Origin of the sequence: Paraburkholderia sp. BCC1886 (genome assembly GCF_900996245.1) — a bacterium.
GTDB lineage: Bacteria > Pseudomonadota > Gammaproteobacteria > Burkholderiales > Burkholderiaceae > Paraburkholderia.
The window spans coordinates 45,967-70,132 of sequence record NZ_CAAJGK010000044.1; the positions used below are offsets into that span (position 1 = coordinate 45,967).

Sequence of the window (24,166 nt, forward strand, 5' to 3'; positions counted from 1 at the left end):
TGCTGCTCTTCGAACGCCGTCGAAGCCTGTTGCGCTCTGCTTAGAGCGGCTTCTTCCAGCCTCCGCCGTAAGCGATATCGGCCAGCGGCAACCGCTGACGCACCGACTTCTCACGCTCGCGCAGAACCGGGTCGAGCTTGTCGACGTCGCCGTAATGGCCGAGCGAAATGATGGCGATCACTTCGACGTCGTTCGGGAGTTTGAACGCGGTGCGGAACGCGTTCGGATCGAAACCGCTCATCTGATGCGCGGCCAGACCGAGCGCATGGGCCTGCAGCACCAGCGACATTGCCGCCGCGCCCGCGTCGTAGGGCGCACAGCGGTTCACTTCACCCTTGCTGGTCAGCGTATGCGTGGTCACCGCGATCAGCACCGGCGCCGGCGCATTCCAGCCCTGATTGAACGGCACCAGCGTCGCAAACGCTTCTTTGAACGACACTTCGTCGGTGCCGCGGTCGAACACCACGAATCGCCACGGCTGGACGTTATACGAAGACGGTGCCCAGCGCGCCGCTTCCAGCACCGACAGCAAATGCTCCCGGCTCACCGGCTCGCTCGAATAGGCGCGCGGGCTCCAGCGGCCGGCAATCAACTCGTGAATGGCAACTTCGGTAGGTGCGGGTTTGTTGGTCATGCGCTTCTCTTGGTCGAAATTCATGAACGGCGGGCGGCTGCCCGGGGCCACATAGCATACCCGGCCTGCGCCGCGCGTGGTCCCCGAGTTGTGCGTCCATGGGTCCGTTCCTGCCATCCGGGCAAGCGTGGGCGCCCCGCTTCACACCGGCTGCGCAAGCGTCGCCCTGGCCGGCCGGTTGATGCGCAGAACGATGAAAGCCGCCACCAGACACAAGCCGCCCGAGATCATCGAGGCGACCGTGTAGGTGCCGAGACTCGCGCGCAGCATGCCCGCGCCGAGCGCCGCAAAGGCGGCGCCCAACTGATGCCCCGCGACCACCCAGCCGAACACCACCGGCGCGGCTTCCTTGCCGTAGACGTCGGTCGCGAGCCGCACGGTCGGCGGCACCGTGGCGATCCAGTCGAGGCCGTAGAACACGGCGAACAGCGGCAGACCGAAGAAATCGATACCGAACGCATGCGGCAGATACATGAGCGACAGCCCACGCAAACCGTAGTACCAGAACAGCAGCACGCGGCTGTTGAAACGGTCCGACAGCCAGCCGGAGAGGGTCGTGCCGATCAGATCGAAGATGCCCATCGCGGCCAGCAGCGAGGCGCCCTGCACTTCGGTCATGCCGTAATCGCCGCACATGGCGATCAGGTGGGTGCCGACGTAGCCGTTGGTACTCGCGCCGCAAATAAAGAAGCTGAAAAACAGCAGCCAGAAGTCGCGCGTCTTGCTGGCCATGGCGAGCGTGCCGAAGGCGATGGCGAGCGGATTCTGTCGGGTGCCGCCGGTGGCGAGCGGCGCGTCGTCCGGTTCGCCATAGGCGCGCAGTTGCATGGAGGCGGGACGCTCGGGCAGCAGGAAGGCGACTAGCGGCAGGACGACTGCCGCCGCAAGTGCGACCACCCAGACCACCTGACGCCAGCCGTAATGCTCGGCGATAGCGGCGAGCATCGGCAGGAAGACCAGTTGGCCGGTGGCCGAGCTGGCCGTCAGAATGCCCATGACCAGACCGCGCCGGGTCGTGAACCAGCGCGTAACCACCGTCGCCGACAGCGACAAGGCCGCCACGCCGGTCGAGCCGCCGACCATCACGCCCCAGATGAGCACCATCTGCCACGGCTGCGTCATCATCGACGAGAGCGCTACGCCGCCGCCCATCGTAGCCAACGCGACCAGCAGCGTGGGGCGGATGCCGAAGCGCTGCATCGCGGCGGCCGCGAACGGCCCCATCAGCCCGTACAGCGCGATATTCACGGAGATGGCCAGCGAGATGGTCGCGCGGCTCCAGCCGAACTGATGCTCGAGCGGCAGCATCATCACACTCGGCGTGGCCCGCGTGCCGGCCGCGGCCAGCAGCACCAGGAACACCACCGCGACGGTCAGCCACGCGTAGTGGAAACGTCCGCCAATCAGTCTCGCTGCCCAGTTCATCGATTCTCCAATCGGCGCCGGCTACATGGCCGGCCTCTCGTCGTTCAATACGTCGGTATCAGGATTTGTGACAGAGCGGTCACAATAGTGTTGCGATGTTAGTTACCGCTCGGTAACATGTCAAGGCGCTAATCGAATCGAGGTGGCGAACCATGTCCCACAGCCGACATACCGATGCCGAGCCGAAAGCCGCGCGCCCGCGCAGCACGCACACGGCCGGCCCGCAGGCCCAACAAAATCTGCTGCGCGCCGCGGAGGAACTGTTTTATCGCGAGGGCGTGCGCTCGGTCGGCGTCGATGCGGTAGTGGAGCGCGCCGGCGTCAACAAGATGAGCTTATACCGCCAGTTTTCGTCGAAGGACGAACTCGTCATGGCCTATCTCGAACGCAAGGACCAGCAGTTCTTCGGCTACGTCGAAAAGAGCTTCGCGAAGCATCCCGGCGAGCCGGCCCGGCAGCTTCAGCAGTATTTCGACGATCTCGCTGCGCGCGCGTCGATCGACGATTACCGCGGCTGTCCGTTCGTGAACGTGTCGGTCGAGTTTCCGGACGCGACGCATCCAGCCCGCCAGTTCGTCTTCCGTAACAAGCAGCGCTTGATGGCGCGCCTGCTGGAACTGGCAAGCGCCGCCGGCGCAGACGAACCGGCCGAACTGGCGAATGCGCTGGGTTTGATCATCGAGGGCGTCTATGCCGCGAGCCAGACCTATGGCCCGGGATGTGGGCCGATTCTGGCCGCGCCGAAGGTCTCAGCCATGCTGATCGCGGCTGCTGTCCCGCAGTTAAAATAGCGCGCTCTTCGCCTTGAGATCGCCCGCTCCATGTCCGTCACGCCCGCCCCCCACGAAACCGTTATCGACGCAACCCGGCATTGGCTGACGCAGGCGGTGATCGGCCTGAATCTGTGTCCGTTCGCGAAGGCCGTGCACGTTAAAGGACAGATCCGCTACGTGGTGAGCGGGGCGGAGAATCTCGAAGCCGTTCTCCTCGACCTTGAAACCGAACTGCAAACACTGGTCGACGCCGATCCTGAAACCGTCGACACCACTCTGCTGATTTTGCCGCGCGCGTTCGGCGAATTTCTCGACTTCAACGATTGCCTGTTTTTTGCCGAGCGGATGCTCCGGCAGCTTCGGCTCGAGGGCACGATCCAGATCGCCAGTTTTCACCCGCTTTATCAGTTCGAAGGAAGCGAAGCGGGCGATATCGAGAACTACACCAACCGCGCGCCCTACCCGATCCTGCATCTGCTGCGCGAAGACAGTATCGAGCGCGCGGTGCAGGCTTTTCCGGATGCCGAAGCGATTTACGAACGTAATCAGGAAACGCTGCGGCGCATCGGTCTGGCCGGCTGGAATGATCTGATGAAACGCTAGGCGAGCCTGAGCATCAAGCCGCGACGAAAAACCGTTCCTTCAGTTCTTCGATGCCGAGCGTCTGCATCACCTCGTTGAGCCGCTCCGCCGGACGCCCTCTCGGCAAATCTTTGTACTGCGCGATGATGAGTTCGTTTTTCATCGAATGTTCCCAGCCGACCAGCTCGGTCACGCTCACCTGATAGCCGTGCGCTTCGAGCTGCAGGCAACGCAGCACGTTGGTGATCTGGCTGCCGAATTCCCGTGTATGCAGCGGATGCCGCCAGATTTCGGTCAGCGCATTAGCGAGCGACTTACTCTTGTTCTGCCGAAGCACGCCCGCGACCTCGGCCTGACAGCACGGCACCACCACGATGTATTTCGCCTGCTTTTGCAGGGCGAAGCGGATCGCGTCGTCGGTGGCGGTGTTGCAAGCGTGCAGCGCGGTCACGATGTCGATGCGCGCCGGCAAACGCGTCGACGTAATCGATTCGGCCACCGACAGATTCAGAAACGACATCCCTTTGAAACCGAGCCGCGCGGCCAGTTCTTCGGAGCGGTTGACGAGTTCTTCGCGGGTTTCGATGCCGTAAATGTGCGACGCCCCACCTTCCGCGTCCTGAAACTCCTTGAAGAACAGGTCGTACAGGATAAAACCTAGGTAGGACTTTCCGGCGCCATGGTCGACTAGCGTGACGGCGCCCTGCTCGTCCTTGCGGTCTTTCAGCAGCGGCTCGATGAACTGGAACAGGTGATAGACCTGTTTCAGCTTGCGGCGGCTGTCCTGGTTCATCTTGCCGTCGCGCGTGAGGATGTGAAGTTCCTTGAGCAACTCGACGGATTGGTTCGGGCGAATTTCGTGGGTTTTGCTGGACATCTTGGGAAACCGCCAGTGAATGCGACGCGAACGTGCGACAGATGACGGAAAAAAGGGAAAGTTGCTGCCAGTTTACCCAAAGCGCGGCCGTTGCAGCGAAGCGGCCGCACCGACTCTGCAATTCGCGCCCTCAACCTGGCCCACTTCCTGCTCGAAAAGGCCTGTGTGGGAAGTGTCCAGCGACGCGTACGAGCCCTGTGCGCGACGGCCAGGCCCGAGCGCACTTGCACGGTCGGGCATAACAAGAAGCTGCCGGCCGTGGCGTCGATCACGCGAACCGGATGCATGTGGGGAAGGCGGTCCCGGAACATGGACCGAACGTTACGTAACCAGTAGCGCGCCGAGACACCAAGCGGACGCGCGCCGGACATTAGAAGATGAGGCAGTCATGGATACGATACCCAGCGGCAATGTAGAACAGAAGTTTCAGGAAATGCTCACCAAGCTGATCGCCACACCGGCCTGGTCGGAAAAGCAGCAACTCGAACTCGAGATGGCGCGCGATATCTCCACGGAAATGCTGCGGCTTGCGGAGGTCATGCGCGATGGCAGCGTCGATATGGAGACCTGCCTGATCATGCTGAAGTACGCGAAGGTGCTGGACTTCGTGATGACCACGCTGGCCTCGCGACGCGATATCAAGCCGCAGACGCTGCGGGTTATTTTCAAGCTCGCAGGGCTGAAGGTCGACGAGGCTTATCCGGGTTGACGCAGGTCGTGACTCGTAGGATTGCGTAGGTCGCGTCCGCCTGCCGGGCGGTCGCGTAAATGGATTGGTCTCTCCGGCTCGCCGCTCTGGTGAGTCTTTCGAATGCCCCGGGCGGCTAATCGAGGCCGCGCGGGGCGTTTGCCCTCTACCGCCCAGCGTGGGAAGATAGCGCGCTTTGTTGCGGTCACCCCGGTTTGGCTTCTCGCAGCGCTTGGGCTTCGCGGCTGGCGGCTTCGCGGTTCGTTCCGGCGTTTGCTCATGCTTTGATCGCTTCGCCTTTTCGCTTCGGCTGTCGCTTCAGCTGTCGTTTCGCGTTTCGTTTCGCCCGCCGTGCTAGGCCCGTCCGCCCCCTCTTTTGCTTTCCTCCACTCGCAGGTCCGCATGTCATCTCCGCTCGAATCCGCTCGCGTTGCCGTCGTCGCTATCATCGGCGGCGGACCGGCCGGCTTGATGGCCGCCGAAACGCTCTCGCGGCAAGGCGTGCAGGTCGAGGTCTACGATGCCATGCCGTCCGTCGGCCGCAAGTTCCTGATGGCTGGGAAAGGCGGGATGAACATCACGCATTCGGAACCGCTCGAACCGTTTCTCGACCGCTTCGGACCGCGTCGTGCCCAGATCGCGCCGCTCGTCACCGGGTTCGATCCGGACGCGCTCCGCGTGTGGCTGCAAGGGCTCGGCGTAGAAACCTTCGTCGGCAGTTCGGGACGCGTGTTTCCGACCGACATGAAAGCCGCGCCGATGCTGCGGGCCTGGCTGCATCGGCTGCGCGAAGCGGGCGTGCGCTTTCACATGCGGCATAAGTGGACGGGTTGGGAGCAAGTCGCCGAGCCCGCGGCCCTGTCGGCCCAGCATGCTTTGCACTTTTCGACGCCCGACGGCGATGTGACCGTCACCTGCGATGCGGTGATCTTTGCGCTTGGCGGCGCCAGCTGGCCGCGGCTCGGATCGGATGGCGCGTGGGTGCCGCTCATGCAGGCGCGAGCGGTGCCGGTCGCGCCCTTGCAACCGGCGAACTGCGGCTTCGAAGCGCACTGGAGTCCCTATCTACGCGAGCGCTTCGCGGGCCAGCCGATCAAGCCGGTCGCCATTTCACTCACCGATGTAGACAATAAAGTCCACAATCGACAAGGTGAAATACTTCTGACCGAAGACGGTCTCGAAGGCAGCCTGATTTACGCTTTGTCGGCGGCAATTCGCGACCGGATTACGGCTGATTCCGAGGTGACGATTTCTCTGGACCTGGCGCCAGGCTTGACGTTGGAGAGAGTGATCGCGGAGGTCACGCGGCCTCGCGGCTCGCGCTCGATGTCGAGTCACCTGCAGGGCAGGATCGGGATTAACGGGGTAAAACTGGCCCTGCTTCACGAGATTCTGTCGAAGGAAGCGTTCGCCGATACGACCGTCCTCGCGCAGGCCATCAAGGCGCTGCCCGTGCGGCTTCTGCGGGCCCGGCCGATCGCAGAAGCGATCAGCACGGCCGGCGGCATTGCCTTCGAAGCGCTCGACGAGCATCTGATGATCGAGCGTCTGCCTGGCGTGTTTTGCGCGGGTGAAATGCTCGATTGGGAAGCGCCGACCGGCGGCTATCTGCTGACAGCGTGCTTCGCCAGCGGGCGGGTAGCCGGCGAAGGCGCTCGGGCGTGGCTCACGCGGAAAGGCCACGTCGCACCAACGCCCGACTCGGGCTCAACCCACTAGCGAGCCTTGAGCCGCCACAACGACGTGATTTCGGCCGCGCGCGCGGTGTGCAGCGCGTCGGTCTCGTCGGTCGACTTCGGATGCCGCGGGCGGATATCCTCGCGCCCGGCCACGATCAATCCGGCTTTCTCGAATTCGGCCAGCAACCACTCGCGCGTGCGCAGACCGAGATGCTCCGCGAAATCAGACATGATCAGCCAGCCCTCGCCGCCGGGCGACAAGTGCTCGCTCAGGCCGGCTAGAAAACCGAGCAGCATGCGGCTGTCGAAATCGTAAATCGCGTATTCGATCGGCGACGCCGGTCGCGCCGGCAGCCACGGCGGATTACACACCACGAGCGGCGCACGCCCTTCCGGAAACAGATCGGCCTGAATCACCTCGACCTGCTGTTGGTAGCCAAGCCGAGCGAGATTCTCGCGTGCACACGCGAGCGCACGCGGGTCCTGATCGGTGGCGACGATTTTCTTCACACCGCGTTTGGCCAGCAGCGCGGCGAGCACGCCGGTGCCGGTGCCGACGTCGAACGCCTTGTTCAGCGACGGCAGCGGCTGGCCCGCGACCAGATCGATGTACTCCCCCCGTACCGGCGAGAACACGCCGTAATGCGGATGAATCCGCTCGTCCAGCGCCGGAATCTCAACACCCTTCTTGCGCCACTCGTGTGCGCCGACCAGACCGAGCAGTTCGCGCAAGGACACGACCGACGCTTCACCGGTCGCCGGGCCGTACGTCTCGATACACGCCTGCTGCACGTCCGGCGCGCGACGCAGTGGAATGCCGTAAGCGGCATCGAGCGGAATCAGGATCATGCCGAGCGTGCGCGCGCGCTGCGACTGCGCCTGACGATGCAGATTGAAGGCATCGAGCGGCGTCTCGCCCTGTCTGCGCGGCTTGCGTTCGAGTCGCCGGGTCACCGCCTGCAATAGCTGGCGGGCGTTCTGGAAGTCGCCGTTCCACAGCAGCGCGGTCCCTTCGCAAGCGAGGCGGTAGGCCGAGTCGGCGGTCGTGCGATCGTCCGCGACGACGACGCGTTTGGGTGCGGGCACGGCGGCTTCGGAGCGCCAATGCGCACTGCGGGGGCCGTCAGCTTCGGGCCAGGTGATGGTTGCGGTGGTCATGGATCGGGTGGGATGGGTGTGACAGGAGGACGTGGCAAGGCGCAGCGTCGCAGGAAGGCGGCCCGGCGGCGAAGTGGCGCCGCCGGCTGACGCCCGAATGGTACCTCTGTGGCACCGGTTCACGGTGCGCTATTCGTCGACGCGCTTCATAAAACCTGCCGCCCGTGAAACCTCGACGGCGTAGGCTTTTCAGGCGCGTCGCCGAGCAAAGTAGACTGGAAAATCCACGATAGACAAGGTGAAAGAGATATGGCGTTTTTGGGTGATTTTGCAGCTGGAACCCTTATCCCACGGGCACTCGTGTAGACAAAAAGCCATAAAAAAACGGGTTTCCGAATCGCTTCGGAAACCCGTTTTAGTACTTCTGGTGCCGGCTGCAGGACTCGAACCCGCCACCTCATGATTACAAGTCAAGCGCTCTACCTGATGAGCTAAGCCGGCATGAGGCCGTGATTCTACTTCATTTCACGATCTTAAGGCGAGCCCTACCGCCGCCTTTCGAACCGTCGTCGTCGGGCGACGAACCGTCGGTCGCGCTGTCGGATCTGGCGGCCGCATCGGCCGCCGGAGCCGAGGTTTCGACCGCGCGCGGCGCCTTACTGGCGGAGGGCGCCGGCGCCACGGTGTCGTCGACCAGCTCGGCATCGGCACCCGAATCGAGCGCTTCACCGCCGGCCGATTCGACCGGGAACGCCATGCCCTGGCCATTTTCCCGCGCGTAGATGGCGAGGATATTGGCGATCGGCACTTCGATCTTGTGCGACTTGCCGGAGAATCGCGCGCTGAACTCGATCCACTCGTTGCCCATCTGCAGCTGGCTGGTTGCCTCGAAGCTGATGTTCAACACGATCTCGTTATCGCGCACGAACTGGCGCGGCACGCGCGTCTGGTTGTCAACCCGAACGGCAATGTGCGGCGTATAGCCGTTGTCCGTGCACCACTCGTAGAGCGCACGCAGCAGATAGGGCTTGGTGGAAATTTCTTGCATCAACAGTCCTCTTACCGGACAGGGACGCGCGCGGATTCGATCGCGCGACGCCCATGCCCCAAAGCCAAACTCAACGACGCATCACCTTTTCCGAAGGCGTCAGCGCTTCGATATAAGCCGGGCGGCTGAAAATGCGCTCGGCATACTTCATCAGCGGAGCCGCGTTTTTCGACAGTTCGATGCCGTAGTGATCCAGACGCCACAGCAGCGGCGCGATGGCCACGTCGAGCATCGAGAACTCTTCGCCGAGCATGTACTTGTTCTTCAGGAAGATGGGCGCGAGTTGCGTCAGGCGATCGCGAATAGCGAGGCGAGCTTTCTCGTGGTTCTTCTCGGCGGCTTTGCCCTTTTCGTTTTCGAGGGTGCCGACGTGCACGAACAGCTCTTTTTCGAAGTTCAGCAGGAACAGGCGGGCGCGGGCGCGCTGTACCGGATCGGCCGGCATCAGTTGCGGGTGCGGGAAGCGCTCGTCGATATACTCGTTGATGATGTTCGATTCGTACAGAATCAGGTCCCGTTCGACGAGGATAGGCACTTGACCGTACGGATTCATCACGGCGATGTCTTCCGGCTTGTTAAACAGGTCGACGTCGCGGATCTCGAAGTCCATGCCCTTTTCGAACAACACCAGCCGGCAACGCTGGGAGAACGGGCAAGTTGTGCCGGAATACAGAACCATCATGTTTACGTTTCCTCAAAAAGCTGAAGGGCCAGCGCACGGAAAAACCGTTCAGCAGGTTTTTCCTGGCGCCGGCCCCACGCCGGGTGACGGCGTGATTATTTGATATGTTTCCAGTACGCGGCGTTCAGTCGCCAGGCGAAAAAGCTCAGGAGGCCGAGGAACATCAGCACCCACACGCCGAGCTGTTTTCGGGTGTGCTGCGTCGGCTCGGACATCCACGACAGATACGACACCAGGTCGGCCACAGCAGAATCATAATCTACCGGCGACATTGTCCCCGGCGTGACCTGCTGGAAGCCGACAAATTTGTGGATCTTTTCCCCCGTTTTCTCGTCGGTTTCGTCGCCGAACTTCGCGGTACGTTGCCCCTGCAACTGCCACAGCACGTGAGGCATGCTCACGTTTTCATACACCAGATTGTTCCAGCCGGTCGGCCGCGTGTTGTCGCTGTAAAAGCTCCGCAGATACGTGTACAGCCAGTCCTTGCCGCGCGCCCGCGCTTCCACCGACAGATCCGGCGGAGTCGCGCCGAACCACGCTTTTGCGTCCTCCGGATGCATCGCCACCGTCATCGTATTGCCGACCTTGTCGGTCGTGAAAAGCAGGTTCGACTGAATCTCGGCCGGTGTGAGCCCGAGATCGGTGAGCCGGCTGTAGCGCATCAGATTCGCGCTGTGACAATTCAGGCAGTAGTTTACAAACAATTGCGCGCCATGCTGCAAGGAAGCGAAATTGTCCGCGTTATCGGGCGCGCGGTCGAGCGGGAAATTCTCGTCGGCGTGCAGCGGCGCGGCGACGAGCGCGAGCAGCGTGGCGCCGATTAGCGCGCACCGCGAAAGCAGTTTTTTCATCTTCGTGTCTCCTGGGTCGCGATTAGTGAGGCTTGAACCGCACCCGATCGGGCGGCTGCCTGAACGTGCCAAGCCGCGTCCAGAACGGCATACCGAGGAAAAACGCGAAGTAGATCAGCGCGCAGATCTGCGCGATCAAGGTCGACACCGGCGACGGCGGTTTGGTGCCGAGAAAGCCCAGCGTCAGGAAGGCCGCCACGAAAATGCCGTAGAACACCTTGTGGAAGAACGGCCGGTAGCGGATCGACCTGACCGGCGAGCGGTCGAGCCACGGCAGGAAGAAGAGCGAAATCACCGCGCCGCCCATCACCACCACGCCCCAGAATTTCGACTCGGTGAAGGCCATCGCAAGAATCACCAGCACGGCGAGTACCGGCAGACCGAGCTTCCACTTGCCGCGCGCCCGCACTAACGCCAGCAGCCCGAGCAACGCGATCACGACCATCAGCACGATCTTGAAGGGGTCCGTCGTGGCGCGCAGCATCGCGTAGAACGCGGTGAAGTACCAGACGGGCGCAATTTCCTGTGGCGTTTGCAGCGGATTGGCGGGAATGAAGTTGTTCGCTTCCAGGAAGTAGCCGCCCATTTCCGGCGCGAAGAAGATGATCGCCGCGAAAATCAGCAGAAACACCGATACGCCCATGAAGTCGTGCACCGAGTAATACGGATGGAACGGAATGCCGTCGAGCGGAATGCCGTTCTCGTCCTTCTTCGCCTTGATCTCGATGCCGTCCGGGTTGTTCGAGCCTACTTCGTGCAGCGCCACCAGGTGAGCCACCACCAGCCCGACCAGCACCAGCGGAATTGCGATCACGTGGAAAGCGAAGAAGCGGTTCAGCGTGACGTCCGAGACGACGTAATCGCCGCGAATCCACAGCGAGAGGTCGGGGCCGATGAACGGAATCGCCGAGAACAGGTTCACGATCACCTGCGCGCCCCAGAACGACATTTGCCCCCACGGCAGCAGGTAGCCGAAAAACGCTTCGGCCATCAGGCACAGGAAGATCGCGCAGCCGAAAATCCACACCAGCTCGCGCGGCTTGCGATACGAGCCGTACAGCAGTCCGCGAAACATGTGCAGATACACGACCACGAAGAACATCGACGCGCCGGTCGAATGCATGTAGCGGATCAGCCAGCCCCACGGCACCTCGCGCATGATGTACTCGACCGACGAGAACGCGAGCGTCGCGTCGGGCTTGTAGTTCATCGTGAGGAAGATGCCGGTGACGATCTGGTTGACCAGCACCAGCATCGCCAGCGAGCCGAAGAAGTACCAGAAGTTGAAGTTCTTCGGCGCGTAGTACTCGGAAACGTGTTTTTTCCACGTGGAGGTGAGCGGAAAGCGGCGGTCGATCCAGCCGACCAGCCCGGTCGTCTCTACTTCGTGTTCGATCGCCATTACGCTTCTCCTTTCTCGTCCTTGCCGATCACGAGGCCGGTGGCCGACGTGAACATGAAAGGCGGGATGTCGAGGTTTTGCGGCGCAGGTTTGTTCTTGAAGACGCGGCCGGCCATGTCGTAGGTCGAACCGTGGCACGGGCACAGGAAGCCGCCTGGCCAGTCGTCGGGAAGATTGGGCTGCGCGCCCTCCTGGAAGCGTGGTGTCGGCGTGCAGCCCAGGTGGGTGCACACGGCGACGGCGACGAACAGATTCTTGTGGTCGGTGCGCGAACGGAATTCGTTGTTGCAGTACTCCGGCAACGGCATCGAAAAAGGATTCTTGGTGTGGGGATCCGCTACTTCGTTATCGGCCTTCTGGACATCGGCGAGCATTTTGTCCGTGCGGTTGATGATCCACACCGGCTTGCCACGCCAGGCCACGGTCATCATGTCGCCCGGTTTGAGACTGCCGATATCGACTTCGACCGGGGCGCCCGCTGCCTTGGCCTTCTCGGATGGTGCAAACGAACTAACAAAGGGTACGACAGTGGCCACGCCTCCCATGCCACCTGCTACGGTCGTCGCTATCAGCCAGGTACGGCGGCTGCCGTCGACGCGTTCTTCTTCCTTGTCTCGCATCACACGCCCCACTTCTGAGTTGGATTTTTCCTTCACGTCGCTTCTACCGACGCTAGTTTGCGCGAATGGAGTCGCCATTTACAAGGGTCGATTACCAAAAACCGTTCGAAGCCCTTGATAAATCAGGGTTTGTCCGTACGGTTTGCAAACCGTTTCGCATCTCCTTTTAAGTGCCCTCTGCGTTAATCGCGCGATTTTCTCGTGAATGCCGATTTTTAAATCAAACGGGATTAGGGATATCGATAAAGAGGTGTTCGATATCGAACTGCTCGGATAAATGCTTGCCCACCGCCTGCACGCCGAAGCGCTCCGTCGCGTGATGACCGGCCGCGAGAAACGCCACGCCGCTTTCTGCGGACGTGTGCATCACCGACTCCGACACTTCGCCCGTGAGATACACGTCCGCGCCCGCGTTGATGGCCGCGTCGAACATGTTTTGCGCGGCGCCGGTGCACCATGCCACGCGGCGCAGTTCGCGGTCGGGGTCGCCGAATACGAGCGGCGTGCGACCGAGCGTCTGCTCGATTTCCGCGGTGAAGTGCGCGAGCGTGATCGGCATCGGGAAAGTGGCGAGCCACCCCAGGTCGTTCTCGCCGAAACGCGCGTCGCTGATCCAGCCCATCTTCTGGCCGATCTGCGCGTTGTTGCCGAACTCGGGGTGATCGTCGAGCGGCAGGTGGTACGCGAACAGGTTCAGGTCGTTGCCGATCAGCAGCTTCAGACGGGCGTGTTTGCGACCGGTGATCTGCGGCGCTTCGTTGCGCCAGAAGTAGCCGTGATGAACCAGTACCGCGTCCGCGCCCCAGTCGAGCGCGGCTTCCAGGAAGGCCACCGAAGCGGTCACGCCGGTCGCGATCTTATTGATGCGCCGACGCCCTTCGACCTGCAATCCATTGGGGCAATAGTCCTTGAAGCGCGCGGTTTCAAGAAGATTGTTCAAGTACAATTCAAGTTCGATCCGATCCATATAAACCTCTAGTCTTCAGATGCTTAGACGCTTTTGGCTGTTCTTTGCCCAAGCGGTGACCGTGCTGTTGGCGCTCATGTTCATCATTGCGACCCTCAAGCCGCAATGGCTGCAGCGCCAGGGAGAATTCGGCAAGCAACTCGCCGAACCCATCGTCGCCCTTCGGGAAGTGGCGCCAGGCATCGGCAGCGGCCCTGCCCAGGCGTCGTACGCAGACGCCGCGCAAAAGGCCATGCCTGCGGTCGTCAACGTGTTTTCCAGCAAGGATGGCTCACTGCCGCCCGACCCCCGCGCCAAAGACCCGCTGTTCCGCTACTTCTTCGGCGACAAGAACAAAGGCAAGCAGCAGGAACAGCCCGCGGCGAATCTCGGTTCCGGGGTGATCGTGAGTTCGGAAGGGTACATTCTAACGAACCAGCACGTCGTCGACGGCGCCGATCAGATCGAAATCGCGCTGGCCGACGGCCGCACCACCAACGCCAAGGTCATCGGCGTCGATCCGGAAACGGATCTCGCGGTGCTCAAGGTCAACATGACCAACCTGCCCACCATCACGCTCGGCCGCATGGACCAGACGCGGGTGGGCGACGTGGTGCTCGCCATCGGCAATCCGTTCGGCGTCGGGCAAACGGTGACCATGGGCATCGTCAGCGCGCTTGGGCGCAATCACCTCGGCATCAATACCTTCGAAAACTTCATTCAGACCGACGCGGCCATCAACCCGGGTAATTCGGGTGGTGCGCTGGTGGACGTGAACGGCAATCTGCTGGGCATCAATACGGCTATCTACTCGCGCTCGGGCGGCTCGCTCGGCATCGGCTTCGCGATCCCCGTGTCGACGGCGCGTAGCGTGCTGGAGAGCATCATCACGACGGGTTCGGTCACGCGTGGCTGGATCGGCGTCGAGCCGCAGGACGTGACGCCGGAGATAGCCGAATCGTTCGGTCTCGAGCAGAAGTCCGGGGCCATCGTCGCCGGCGTGCTGAAGAACGGTCCGGCCGATCGCGCAGGCATCAAGCCGGGCGATATTCTGGTCAGCGTGAACGACCAGGAGATTACGGATACGACGCGTCTGTTGAACGTGATCGCGCAGATCAAGCCGGGGACGGCCGCCAAAGTTCACCTGGTGCGCAAGAATCACGAGATGGATCTGCAGGTGACCATCGGCAAGCGCCCGCCGCCGCCGAAGCAACCCGCCGACGATAGCGGCGGCAGCGATCAGCAGGACGACGACGGCGGTTGATACTGCGCTGGCGTGAAAACAAAAAGGGCAGTCCACGATGGACTGCCCTTTTTGTTTGCCCGGCGTTCGACCGACAAACCGCTGATGAAGCGGCTTCGCCCTACTCGGCGGAATCGGAATCCGCGTCCTTGATTACCGCCGGCTGCTTGCCGACGATCAACCGCGCGGCAATGATGCCCGCTTCGTACAGCACGATCAGCGGAACGGCCAGAATCAGTTGAGAGAACACGTCCGGCGGCGTCACCACCGCCGAGATCACGAACGCGCCGACGATCACGTACGGCCGGATTTCCTTGAGCTTCTTGAGCGTCACCACGTTCATGCGCACCAGCAGCACGACGACGATCGGCACTTCGAACGTCACCCCGAACGCGAGGAACATGGTGAGCACGAAGCTCAGGTAATTGTCGATGTCGGTGGTCATCTCCGCGCCGAGCGGCGCGTTGTAGTGCGCCATCACGCGGAAGATGGTCGGAAACACCACGAAGTATGCAAATGCCATCCCGCACAGGAACAGGGTGTAGCTGCTGCCCACCAGCGGCGCGACCAGCTTCTTCTCATGCTGATAAAGACCCGGGGCGACGAACGCCCAGATCTGATACAGCACGATAGGCAGCGCGATGACGAAGGCCACCAGCATGGTCACCTTCATCGGCACGAAGAACGAGCCAGTGACGTCGGTGACGATCATCTTGCCGTCCTTCGGCAGATTCTGCATCAGCGGACGGGCGAGCAACCGGAAGATGTCGGGTGCCCAATACACCAGCCCGACGAACACCACGATGACGGCAAGTCCTGCCCGGATGATGCGGTCGCGGAGTTCGACGAGATGGGAAATGAAGGTCTCTTCAGTGCCTTCGGTCTGGGTCTGCTGGGGGTCGCTCACACCGGCCCTCGGTTAGGGATTGTCGCTCGGATCATCAGAAAAACCGCGTCGGACGGCGCAGATTGGCCGGCGTATGGCGCGCCACGCGCGCCGCGCCCGACTGCACGCGTGTGCGGCGCGTGGTGGCGCGTTTGTACCAGGTGGGCATGGCCGTCTGCTTGACGCGCCAGTTCTTGCGAACCGCCGTGGCAGCCGGCGTGCTGCTTTGCCATGGCGTATTGCCGGCGTCTTCCAGCGCACCGCCGGCAATGCTCGGTGACACCGACGTCCCGGCGTTCCAGGCTTCGTTCAGCTCGTTTTCGTGTTGGCGCAGATTGTCCTGAACGGAGTTGTGAACATTGGTGGCGGCCGACTCGAACTCGGTCTTCATGCGGCGAAGCTCGTCGAGTTCGATTTCACGCGTGACTTCCGACTTCACGTCGTTGATGTACCGCTGTGCGCGGCCGAACAGCGCGCCGGCCGTGCGGGCGACGCGTGGCAGGCGCTCAGGCCCGAGTACGACCAGCGCGACGACGCCGATCAGCGCCATCTTGGTTAGACCGAGGTCCAGCATGAAGTGGAATGTCCGTCAGTAAGGCGGTTAAGCCCAGCCGGACCAGGCCGGCGGGTCGAGCCGCAGCTTAGCGGTAATCGCCGGAACGCGGCGTCTTTTCCTTTGCTTCCACATCCACTGCGCCGTTACGCGGCAGTTCGCGCTGCTGCGCTTCGCCTGCCGGCGTGTCGGCTTCCTTCATGCCTTCCTTGAAGCCTTTCACCGCCCCACCCAGATCGCCGCCGATATTGCGTAGCTTCTTCGTGCCGAACACGAGCGCGACGATCAACAACACGATCAACCAATGCCAAATGCTTAACGAACCCATGACAACTCTCCTTAACCCCAGCACCGCACCGTGATGCGGCAAAATTCGTGTGCCTGGCGATGTGACTGCCGGCTCTTCCAGTTCGATTTGCGACACGGGATGTCATTGTGGCCAGACGATCGCGTCGACGAAATTACAAGCAGCGGATCACGGCAAAAAAAACCCGCCGGAACCACGACCGCCATTCTCTCCGACCAAAACTCTCCGTGAAAGCCGCTTGAAACTTGCTTGCAACGTGCCTGCAACTTAATCACAACGTGCCCGACCTGCGCGGCGCTTCAACCCATCCGCGCCCAGGGGCGAGGTCCCGCCAGAATGTGCGCATGCAGGTGATAGACCTCCTGCCCGCCGCCCGGCCCTGTGTTGATGACCGTACGAAACCCCGTTTCGCCACCGGTATAAGCCACGCCGAGCTGTTCGGCCAGTCGCGCCACCAAGACGAGCATTCTACCAAGCAGCGGCGCATCGCTTTCGGTGCAATTCGACAGCGTGGCGATGTGCCGGCGCGGAATGACCAGCACGTGTGTCTCGGCAGCAGGGTTGATATCGCGAAACGCGAAGAATTCGTCGTCCTCGTGGACCTTGGTCGAGGGAATCTCGCCGGCGGCGATCTTGCAGAACAGACAGTTAGGGTCGTGACTCATCGTATTCCTGATGCGGCAAGGCTAAAGCACGAAGATGACATCCGCGGATCGGTCAAACCCAGCCGCGCGGATTCGCAAGCGGCTTGTTATCGTACAGATACAGCCAGCCTTTGATAATACGGTAAAGCATCCAGATGCTGACGGCCCACAAGACCGGAATGCCGATCACCACGAACAGCAGCAATCCGCCAATCACATAACCCGCGAGCGCCATCCAGAACGAGCGGATCTGCCACTGGAAATGCGCTTCGTAGGGCGTGCCGACCACATCGGCCCGCTTCACGTAATTGATGATGATCGCGATCAGGATGGTCAGTCCGCCCGTCAACCAGTGCACGGCGTACAGAGCGTAGAGCACGTGAGTGAGCGTGCGCAGCCCGCGTTCCCGCTCGGGCTCGATAGCGTTGCGGTAGACCGGCGGCGGATAACTGTCGTGCGACTGTTCCATGCTTGCGTCCTCCTAAGGGTGCGAACGAATGCGGCCGGGTGCTAACGAGTCGTGCACAAATTCGAACGGCTACGTTCAGCCCAATGTGGGCGCGGACCCTCGCCAGTTCAAGAGCGCTCAGTCGCCGTTCTGCTCGCGCTCGCGGCTTTTGCGCAGCGCTTTTTCCTCGATGCCGGACAACCCTTCGCGGCGTTCGAGTTCCGCGAGCACGTCCGCCGGGCTCAGGTCGAAGTGCGACAGCATCACGAGACAATGGAACCAGAGGTCGGCGACTTCGCCGACCAGCGCTTTCGGCGCGCCGCCATGGCGGGTGTCCTTGGCGGCCAGCACGACTTCCGTGGCTTCCTCGCCGATCTTCTTGAGCACCGCGTCGTCGCCCTTGTGAAACAGGCGCGATACATAGGACACGTCGGGATCGCCGCCCTTGCGCGAGTCGATCACCGAGGCCAGACGCAGCAGCGTGTCATTCGTCGATATAGCGGATGGCGCGTCGACCGCCTGGTTGGCTTGATTGGATTGCGTCATTTGTAGATATGTTCGGGGTCTTTCAGCACCGGTTCGACTGCGACCCAGTCGCCGTCGTCCACCGAGCCTTCGAATTTCTGGAAAAAGCAGGAGTGGCGGCCGGTGTGGCACGCAATGCCGGACACCTGTTCCACTTTCAGCAGAACGACGTCCTCGTCGCAATCGAGTCGCACGTCGTGCACGTGCTGCACGTGGCCGGACTCTTCGCCCTTGAACCACAGCCGTTGACGCGAGCGCGAGAAATACACCGCGCGGCCGGTTTCGACCGTTTTGGCGAGCGCCTCGCGGTTCATCCACGCGAACATCAGCACGTCGTTGGTCGACGCTTCCTGCGCGATGACCGGTACGAGGCCATTCGCGTCCCACCTGACCTTGTCGAGCCAGTTCACCGCTGTCGGGTTCACCACGTCACAACCTCACCGAAATGCCCTGATCGGCCATGAAGCGCTTGGCCTCGCCTACGGTGTGCTCGCCGTAGTGAAAGATGCTCGCGGCCAGCACCGCGTCCGCGTGACCGTTCTTGATGCCGTCGGCCAGATGCTGCAGCGAGCCCACGCCGCCCGAGGCGATCACCGGAATCGGCACCGCGTCGGACACCGCGCGCGTGAGCGCAAGGTCAAAGCCGCTCTTGGTGCCGTCGCGATCCATGCTGGTCAGCAGGATTTCGCCGGCGCCGAGTTCGGCCATCTTCATCGCCCATTCGACCGCTTCGATGCCGGTCGCCTTGCGTCCGCCATGCGTGAAGACTTCCCAGCGCGGCGGTTCGCCGTCGGCCGAGACGCGTTTTGCGTCGATCGCGACCACGATGCATTGCGAACCGTACTTGTCGGTCGCGTCGCGCACGAGTTGGGGGTTCGCGACCGCCGACGAGTTCATGCTGATCTTGTCCGCGCCGGCGTTCAGCAGGCGGCGCACGTCTTCGACGGCGCGCACGCCGCCGCCGACCGTCAGCGGGATGAACACCTGCGAGGCGACTGCCTCGATGATCGGCAGGATCAGATCGCGCTGATCCGAGGTCGCGGTGATGTCGAGAAAGGTGAGTTCGTCGGCGCCCTGATCGTCGTAGCGGCGGGCGATTTCAACCGGGTCGCCCGCGTCGCGCAGTTCGACGAAGTTGACGCCTTTGACCACGCGTCCGGCGGTGACGTCGAGACAGGGGATGATGCGTTTAGCTAGAGCCATGATCTTGCAATTCTGCCAATACCGCTGATGAGGCCGCTCGCTCGAATCGACGACGAGCGGCACTGTGTCGGATGCGCGGGCAACGGGGAAAGCAGGCTCGGCAGGCTTGAAAGCAGGCCGGCCTGCTTGCGCGAACCGCAGGCCGCTCGAGGATCGCCTTAGTGGCGCCTCAGGCGCGTCGCCTCGGGCGCGTCGCCTTCAGGCGTCGTCCGCTTCGCGCAGCTTGTCGGCGAGCGCTTGCGCCGCGCTGAAATCGAGATCGCCCGAATAAATGGCGCGTCCGCAGATCACGCCTTCGATGCCCTCGGCTTCGACTTCGCACAACGCTTCGATGTCGGTGAGATTCGACAGGCCGCCGCTCGCGATGACCGGAATCTTCACCGCGCGCGCGAGGCGCACCGTCGCTTCGATGTTGATGCCCTGCAGCATGCCGTCGCGGCCGATGTCGGTGTAGATGATCGACTCGCAACCATAGTCTTCGAACTTGCGCGCGAGATCGGCCACTTCGTGACCCGTCAGCTTGCTCCAGCCGTCGGTGGCCACCTTGCCGTCTTTCGCATCCAGCCCGACGATGATGTGACCGCCGAACGCCGTGCACGCGTCCTGCAGAAAGCCCGGATTCTTGACCGCCGCCGTGCCGATGATCACATACGACAAACCGTCGTCGAGATAGCGTTCGATGGTATTCAGGTCGCGAATGCCGCCGCCGAGCTGCACGGGAATTTCGCCGCCCACTTCCTCGATGATCGCGCGGATCGCGTCTTCGTTGCGGGGCTTGCCGGCGAACGCGCCATTCAGGTCGACGAGGTGCAGACGACGCGCACCGCGATCGACCCAATGTCGGGCCATCGCCGCCGGTTCCTCGGAGAATATCGTCGCCTGGTCCATATCGCCCTGCTTGAGGCGTACACAGTGACCGTCTTTCAGGTCGATGGCGGGAATCAGCAGCATAGCAATCGGGTGTTGTCTGGGAAGGGGTTGAAGGTCGGCGGCAGCGGCTGGTAAACCAGCCCGCCCGCGCACCGTTTCGCTAGTTTAGTACAAGTCTTTCGACGCTCAGATGCGCTCGGGATGCCGCAAAAAACCCGCTCAGGGATTCCAGTGCACGAAGTTGCGATACACACGCAGCCCCGCGTCAGCACTCTTTTCCGGGTGGAATTGGGTCGCGAAGATGTTATCCCGCGCCACCGCCGAGGTAAAGGGCACACCGTACACCGTTTCGCCCGAAGTATGGGCCGTGTTTTCGGGCGCGACGTAATAACTGTGCACGAAATAGAAGAACGCGTTGTCCACCACGCCATTCCACAGAGGATGCGGCTGCGCCTGACGCACGCGGTTCCAGCCCATCTGCGGCACCTTGAAGCGCGACCCGTCGTCCTGCACCTGTCCCGCGAGATCGAAGCGCAGCACCTTGCCCGGCAGCAGGCCGAGGCCGGGCGTGTCGCCTTCGGCGCTCCAGTCGAACAGCATCTGTTCGCCGACGCATACGCCCATCAGCGGCTTGTTGCGCGAGGCTTCGACGACCGCTTCCTGCAAACCGGACTCGGCGAGACTGCGCATGCAATCGGGCATCGCGCCCTGCCCCGGCAACACCACGCGATCCGCCGCGCGAATCGCTTCGGGCCGGTCGACGATCGCCACCTCCGCTTCCGGCGCCGCTTTGCGCAATGCCTGGGCCACCGAACGCAGGTTGCCCATTCCGTAATCCACAATCGCTATCGAAGTTTTCATTTGAGGTTAGGCAGCAATGCCTTCAATCCGTCGGCGATGCAGGTTAAACGCCGATGCCGACTGCACAGACAGGTGAACGGGTGGGTGAATCCGCGAGGCGCATAGACGCGCTGTCAGGCGCTTAAAGGCTACCCTTGGTCGACGGAATCTGTCCCGCCGCGCGTTCGTCCAGTTCGACGGCCATGCGCAACGCACGCCCGAACGCCTTGAACACCGTTTCCAGCTGATGATGCGCGTTGAGGCCGCGCAGATTGTCGATATGCAGCGTCACGCCGGCATGATTGACGAAGCCGCGGAAAAACTCGATGGACAGATCGACGTCGAAAGTGCCGATGCGCGCACGCGTGAACGGCACGTGAAACTCGAGGCCCGGACGGCCGGAGAAGTCGATCACGACGCGTGACAGCGCTTCGTCGAGCGGCACGTACGAGTGACCGTAGCGGCGAATGCCCTTGCGGTCGCCGATGGCTTTGGCCACCGCCTGACCGAGCGTGATGCCGGTGTCTTCGACCGTGTGATGGTCGTCGATATGCAGGTCGCCATGCGCTTCGACATCCAGATCGAACAGGCCATGCCGGGCAATCTGATCCAGCATGTGATCCAGGAACGGCACGCCGGTCGCGAGCTTCTGCTGACCGGTTCCGTCCAGATCGATCTTCACACGGATCTGCGTTTCGCTGGTATTGCGAACGACTTCCGCAAGGCGCATGGTAATTCCTCGAATCGAGCTAGAAAGCGATAGTAAGGTGGGGTGGGCAAACGGCGCTCAGTGCAGCACGAGCTTCAAAGCCGCGAGCAATTGCACGTTTTCTTCCGGCGAACCAACGGTCAAACGCACGCAATTGGCCAGCAACGGGTGCATTTTACTCACGTTTTTGATCAGAACCCGCGCCGTGAGCAGGGTTTCGAACAGAACCGACGCGTCGGGCACCCGCACCAGCAGGAAGTTGCCGGCACTCGGGAACACTTGCGCGCCCGGCAATGCAGCCACGGCCTCTTCGAGTTTCGTGCGTTCCTCGCGCAGTTGCGCGGCCTGGTTGTCGAGCACGTCGACATGGTCGAGCAGGAAGTCGGCCGCGGCCTGGGTCAGCACGTTGGTGTTGTACGGCGGGCGTACCTTGTCGAATTCGGTGAGCCACGCGGGCTTGCCCACCAGATAACCGAGCCGGATACCGGCGAGCCCGAGCTTCGACACCGTGCGCATCACCACGACGTTGTCGTACGCGTCGGCGCGCGAGAGCCAGCTCTTCTGCGCGAACGGCTGATACGCCTCGTCGATCACCACGAGGCTTTTGCTCGCAGCCGCGACGATGCGCTCCATGTCCGCGTCGTCGTACAGCGTGCCGGTCGGATTGTTCGGATACGCGAGGTAGACGATCGCCGGTTCGTGCTCGGCGATGGCGGCCAGCATGGCTTCGGTGTCGAGCGTGAAATCGGCCTTCAACGGCACGCCGACGAATTCCAGATTCGCCAGCTTCGCCGACAACTGGTACATCACGAAACCCGGCGCCGGCGCGAGCACCTTGGCACCCGGCTTCGCGCAGGCAATCGACACCACGCTGATGATTTCATCCGAACCGTTGCCGAGCAGCACGTCGCAACCCGCCGGCACGCCCATTACGCGCTTGATCTTTTCGATCAGCGCATGCGGGCGCGGTGCGGGGTAACGGTTCAGCGCGACGCCGGCCAGATGTTCGCCGAGATGTGCGGCCAGTACGGGCGGTAGCGGAAACGGGTTCTCCATCGCGTCGAGCTTGATGAAGCCAGTGGCGTCCGGAACCGGATAGCTCGTCATCGCGAGCACGTCGCGGCGGATGATGTCTTGAGGTGTCGTCATAGTGTGTGGGCCGGCCGCACGGTAAAGCGGCCCGGCGTCGGCGGCATGCGCGCCGCCCCAAAAGTTGGTCTGTGTTCGTCGTTATTCGGTGTGGCGAATACCGCTACGTTCCGGTTCGTTGCGCCTCGTTCCCGTTCAGCCGTTCTGCCGCATCCGGTATTCCGCGCTGCGGGCGTGCGCCTGCAGACCTTCGCCATACGCGAGTTCGGCCGCGATTTCGCCGAGCGTCTGCGCCCCTTCGGCGCTGACTTCGATCACGCTCGAGCGCTTGAAGAAGTCATAGACGCCCAGCGGCGACGAGAACCGCGCGGTACGCGAAGTCGGCAACACGTGGTTGGGACCGGCGCAATAGTCGCCCAGACTCTCGCTGGTATAGCGGCCCAGAAAGATCGCGCCGGCGTGGCGAATCAGTTGACCCCACTGATGCGGCTCCAGCGCGGAGATTTCCAGATGCTCGGGGGCGATGTCGTTGGCGATCGCGCAGGCTTCGGCCATGTCGCGCACCTTGATGAGCGCACCGCGCCCTTCCAGCGACGCCTGAATCACGTCGCGGCGCGGCAGCGTCGGCAGCAGTTCGTTGATCGCGTCGTGCACGCGGCCGATGAACGCGTCGTCCGGGCACAGCAGGATGGACTGCGCCAGTTCGTCGTGCTCGGCCTGCGAGAACAGGTCCATGGCGACCCAACGCGGATCGGTCGTGCCGTCGCACAGCACCAGAATTTCCGACGGCCCGGCAATCATGTCGATGCCGACCGTGCCGAACACGCGACGCTTGGCCGAGGCCACGTACGCGTTGCCCGGCCCGCAGATCTTGTCGACCGCCGGCACGGTTTGCGTTCCGTAGGCGAGCGCGGCCACGGCCTGCGCGCCGCCGATGGTGAACACCCGATCCACGCCGCCCAGCAGCGCCGCGGCCAGCACCAGCGGATTCTTCACGCCGTCCGGCGTCGGCACGACCATGACGATCTCGCGCACGCCGGCCACCCGCGCCGGAATCGCGTTCATCAGCACTGACGACGGATACGCCGCCTTCCCACCCGGCACGTAGATACCCGCGCGATCGAGCGGTGTAACTTTCTGGCCGAGCACGGTGCCGTCGGCTTCCGTGTACTGCCAGCTATGGCTGCCGCATTCGATCTTCTGTTTCTCGTGATAACCGCGCACCCGCGCCGCCGCCGCTTCGAGCGCCGCGCGGCGCTTCGGTTCCAGTCCGTCGAGCGCGGCTTCGAGTTCCAACATGGGCAGTTCGAGCGCGGCCACGCTGCTGGCGTCCAGGCGGTCGAAGCGCTGCGTGTAGTCGAGCACCGCGGCATCGCCGCGCGCCTTCACGTCGTTCAGAATCTGCGCGACCGAGCGTTCGATCGCTTCGTCTTCGCTCGCCTCGAACGCGAGCACCGCATGCAGCGACTGGTGAAAGTCGGGAGCGCTGGAATCGAGTTTGCGAATCTTGATAGACATACGGGGTTCCGTTTCGGTAAGGCGCG

28 protein-coding genes and 1 tRNA gene are annotated in these 24,166 nt (G+C 62.6%); 5 read left to right on the forward strand and 24 right to left on the reverse strand.

Translation table 11 applies throughout. The features are described from left to right. Positions 1-40: 40 nt before the first annotated feature. Together FQ746_RS14125 and FQ746_RS14130 are read right to left on the reverse strand one after the other, a co-directional pair. Positions 41-634 (reverse strand): nitroreductase family protein, encoded by a 594-nt coding sequence (locus FQ746_RS14125; protein WP_186310737.1) that lies wholly within the window; start codon positions 632-634, stop codon positions 41-43. Between the two features lie 141 nt (positions 635-775). Then, positions 776-2,059 carry an MFS transporter gene (locus FQ746_RS14130; protein WP_144110011.1) on the reverse strand — a complete coding sequence of 428 codons (1,284 nt, stop codon included), beginning with the start codon at positions 2,057-2,059 and terminating at the stop codon, positions 776-778. A 152-nt stretch (positions 2,060-2,211) separates the two neighbouring features. Between FQ746_RS14130 and FQ746_RS14135 the strand changes: the two genes are divergently transcribed. After that, on the forward strand, positions 2,212-2,850 hold the full coding sequence (locus FQ746_RS14135; RefSeq protein ID WP_144110012.1) for a TetR/AcrR family transcriptional regulator: 639 nt from the start codon (positions 2,212-2,214) through the stop codon (positions 2,848-2,850). A gap of 30 nt (positions 2,851-2,880) precedes the next feature. Further along, entirely contained in the window at positions 2,881-3,435 is a 555-nt protein-coding gene (locus tag FQ746_RS14140; protein WP_144110013.1) for a DUF1415 domain-containing protein, read from the forward strand. Between the two features lie 13 nt (positions 3,436-3,448). On the opposite strand, the gene FQ746_RS14145 is transcribed toward FQ746_RS14140, so the two are convergent. Beyond that, a complete protein-coding gene (locus FQ746_RS14145; protein ID WP_144110014.1) occupies positions 3,449-4,291 on the reverse strand; it encodes a class I SAM-dependent methyltransferase in 843 nt (280 codons plus the stop codon). Positions 4,292-4,679: 388 nt separating this feature from the next. Between FQ746_RS14145 and FQ746_RS14150 the strand changes: the two genes are divergently transcribed. After that, positions 4,680-5,000, forward strand: coding sequence for a DNA-binding protein (locus tag FQ746_RS14150; RefSeq protein ID WP_144110015.1), 321 nt, complete (start codon positions 4,680-4,682; stop codon positions 4,998-5,000). Between the two features lie 381 nt (positions 5,001-5,381). Continuing rightward, positions 5,382-6,698: a TIGR03862 family flavoprotein gene (locus FQ746_RS14155; protein WP_144110016.1), complete on the forward strand. Its 1,317-nt coding sequence runs from the start codon at positions 5,382-5,384 to the stop codon at positions 6,696-6,698. On the opposite strand, the gene FQ746_RS14160 is transcribed toward FQ746_RS14155, so the two are convergent. From FQ746_RS14160 to FQ746_RS14195, 8 genes are all read right to left on the reverse strand, one after another. Beyond that, positions 6,695-7,816, reverse strand: a complete 1,122-nt coding sequence (locus tag FQ746_RS14160; protein WP_144110017.1) for a methyltransferase — start codon at positions 7,814-7,816, stop codon at positions 6,695-6,697. The genes FQ746_RS14155 and FQ746_RS14160 overlap by 4 nt on opposite strands. A 365-nt stretch (positions 7,817-8,181) precedes the next feature. Beyond that, positions 8,182-8,257: transfer RNA gene (locus FQ746_RS14165), tRNA-Thr, on the reverse strand. A gap of 19 nt (positions 8,258-8,276) precedes the next feature. Beyond that, positions 8,277-8,804, reverse strand: a complete 528-nt coding sequence (locus FQ746_RS14170; protein WP_144110018.1) for a ClpXP protease specificity-enhancing factor — start codon at positions 8,802-8,804, stop codon at positions 8,277-8,279. Between the two features lie 70 nt (positions 8,805-8,874). Continuing rightward, positions 8,875-9,486, reverse strand: coding sequence for a glutathione S-transferase N-terminal domain-containing protein (locus FQ746_RS14175; protein ID WP_006052302.1), 612 nt, complete (start codon positions 9,484-9,486; stop codon positions 8,875-8,877). Positions 9,487-9,581: 95 nt separating this feature from the next. After that, positions 9,582-10,337, reverse strand: a complete 756-nt coding sequence (locus tag FQ746_RS14180; protein WP_144110019.1) for a cytochrome c1 — start codon at positions 10,335-10,337, stop codon at positions 9,582-9,584. Positions 10,338-10,359: 22 nt separating this feature from the next. Next, positions 10,360-11,739 carry a cytochrome b gene (locus tag FQ746_RS14185; protein ID WP_144110020.1) on the reverse strand — a complete coding sequence of 460 codons (1,380 nt, stop codon included), beginning with the start codon at positions 11,737-11,739 and terminating at the stop codon, positions 10,360-10,362. Further along, complete coding sequence (petA, locus tag FQ746_RS14190; protein ID WP_144110102.1) at positions 11,739-12,359, reverse strand: ubiquinol-cytochrome c reductase iron-sulfur subunit; 621 nt, start codon at positions 12,357-12,359, stop codon at positions 11,739-11,741. The genes FQ746_RS14185 and petA overlap by 1 nt, the downstream gene beginning before the upstream one ends. 220 nt (positions 12,360-12,579) lie before the next feature. Further along, positions 12,580-13,326, reverse strand: a complete 747-nt coding sequence (locus FQ746_RS14195) for a Nif3-like dinuclear metal center hexameric protein (protein WP_144110021.1) — start codon at positions 13,324-13,326, stop codon at positions 12,580-12,582. A 19-nt stretch (positions 13,327-13,345) separates the two neighbouring features. On the opposite strand from FQ746_RS14195, the gene FQ746_RS14200 reads away from it, so the two are divergent. Then, positions 13,346-14,569 (forward strand): Do family serine endopeptidase, encoded by a 1,224-nt coding sequence (locus FQ746_RS14200; protein WP_144110022.1) that lies wholly within the window; start codon positions 13,346-13,348, stop codon positions 14,567-14,569. Between the two features lie 100 nt (positions 14,570-14,669). Here FQ746_RS14200 and tatC read toward each other — a convergent pair whose 3' ends face one another. The 13 genes from tatC to hisD all read right to left on the reverse strand — a co-directional run bounded on the left by tatC (position 14,670) and on the right by hisD (position 24,140). Beyond that, positions 14,670-15,455 carry a twin-arginine translocase subunit TatC gene (gene tatC / locus FQ746_RS14205; protein ID WP_144110023.1) on the reverse strand — a complete coding sequence of 262 codons (786 nt, stop codon included), beginning with the start codon at positions 15,453-15,455 and terminating at the stop codon, positions 14,670-14,672. A 34-nt stretch (positions 15,456-15,489) separates the two neighbouring features. Then, positions 15,490-16,008 carry a Sec-independent protein translocase protein TatB gene (gene tatB / locus FQ746_RS14210; RefSeq protein WP_144110024.1) on the reverse strand — a complete coding sequence of 173 codons (519 nt, stop codon included), beginning with the start codon at positions 16,006-16,008 and terminating at the stop codon, positions 15,490-15,492. Positions 16,009-16,075: 67 nt separating this feature from the next. Then, on the reverse strand, positions 16,076-16,315 hold the full coding sequence (tatA, locus tag FQ746_RS14215; RefSeq protein ID WP_144110025.1) for a Sec-independent protein translocase subunit TatA: 240 nt from the start codon (positions 16,313-16,315) through the stop codon (positions 16,076-16,078). Between the two features lie 278 nt (positions 16,316-16,593). Next, positions 16,594-16,959 (reverse strand): histidine triad nucleotide-binding protein, encoded by a 366-nt coding sequence (locus FQ746_RS14220; protein ID WP_144110026.1) that lies wholly within the window; start codon positions 16,957-16,959, stop codon positions 16,594-16,596. Between the two features lie 52 nt (positions 16,960-17,011). After that, entirely contained in the window at positions 17,012-17,407 is a 396-nt protein-coding gene (locus tag FQ746_RS14225; RefSeq protein ID WP_144110027.1) for a DUF4870 family protein, read from the reverse strand. A 117-nt stretch (positions 17,408-17,524) separates the two neighbouring features. Beyond that, positions 17,525-17,932 (reverse strand): phosphoribosyl-ATP diphosphatase, encoded by a 408-nt coding sequence (locus FQ746_RS14230; protein ID WP_144110028.1) that lies wholly within the window; start codon positions 17,930-17,932, stop codon positions 17,525-17,527. Beyond that, positions 17,929-18,339, reverse strand: coding sequence for a phosphoribosyl-AMP cyclohydrolase (gene hisI / locus FQ746_RS14235; protein ID WP_186310738.1), 411 nt, complete (start codon positions 18,337-18,339; stop codon positions 17,929-17,931). Before hisI ends, FQ746_RS14230 begins: the two co-directional genes overlap by 4 nt. A 1-nt stretch (position 18,340) precedes the next feature. Beyond that, complete coding sequence (gene hisF, locus FQ746_RS14240) at positions 18,341-19,114, reverse strand: imidazole glycerol phosphate synthase subunit HisF (RefSeq protein WP_144110029.1); 774 nt, start codon at positions 19,112-19,114, stop codon at positions 18,341-18,343. Between the two features lie 198 nt (positions 19,115-19,312). Next, positions 19,313-20,065, reverse strand: a complete 753-nt coding sequence (hisA, locus tag FQ746_RS14245; protein ID WP_144110030.1) for a 1-(5-phosphoribosyl)-5-[(5-phosphoribosylamino)methylideneamino]imidazole-4-carboxamide isomerase — start codon at positions 20,063-20,065, stop codon at positions 19,313-19,315. 138 nt (positions 20,066-20,203) lie between these two features. Continuing rightward, a complete protein-coding gene (gene hisH, locus FQ746_RS14250; protein ID WP_144110031.1) occupies positions 20,204-20,845 on the reverse strand; it encodes an imidazole glycerol phosphate synthase subunit HisH in 642 nt (213 codons plus the stop codon). A gap of 121 nt (positions 20,846-20,966) precedes the next feature. Then, a complete protein-coding gene (gene hisB, locus FQ746_RS14255; protein WP_144110032.1) occupies positions 20,967-21,554 on the reverse strand; it encodes an imidazoleglycerol-phosphate dehydratase HisB in 588 nt (195 codons plus the stop codon). A gap of 57 nt (positions 21,555-21,611) precedes the next feature. After that, positions 21,612-22,682: a histidinol-phosphate transaminase gene (gene hisC, locus FQ746_RS14260; protein ID WP_144110033.1), complete on the reverse strand. Its 1,071-nt coding sequence runs from the start codon at positions 22,680-22,682 to the stop codon at positions 21,612-21,614. A 135-nt stretch (positions 22,683-22,817) separates the two neighbouring features. After that, complete coding sequence (hisD, locus tag FQ746_RS14265) at positions 22,818-24,140, reverse strand: histidinol dehydrogenase (RefSeq protein WP_144110034.1); 1,323 nt, start codon at positions 24,138-24,140, stop codon at positions 22,818-22,820. Between the last annotated feature and the right edge of the window lie 26 nt (positions 24,141-24,166).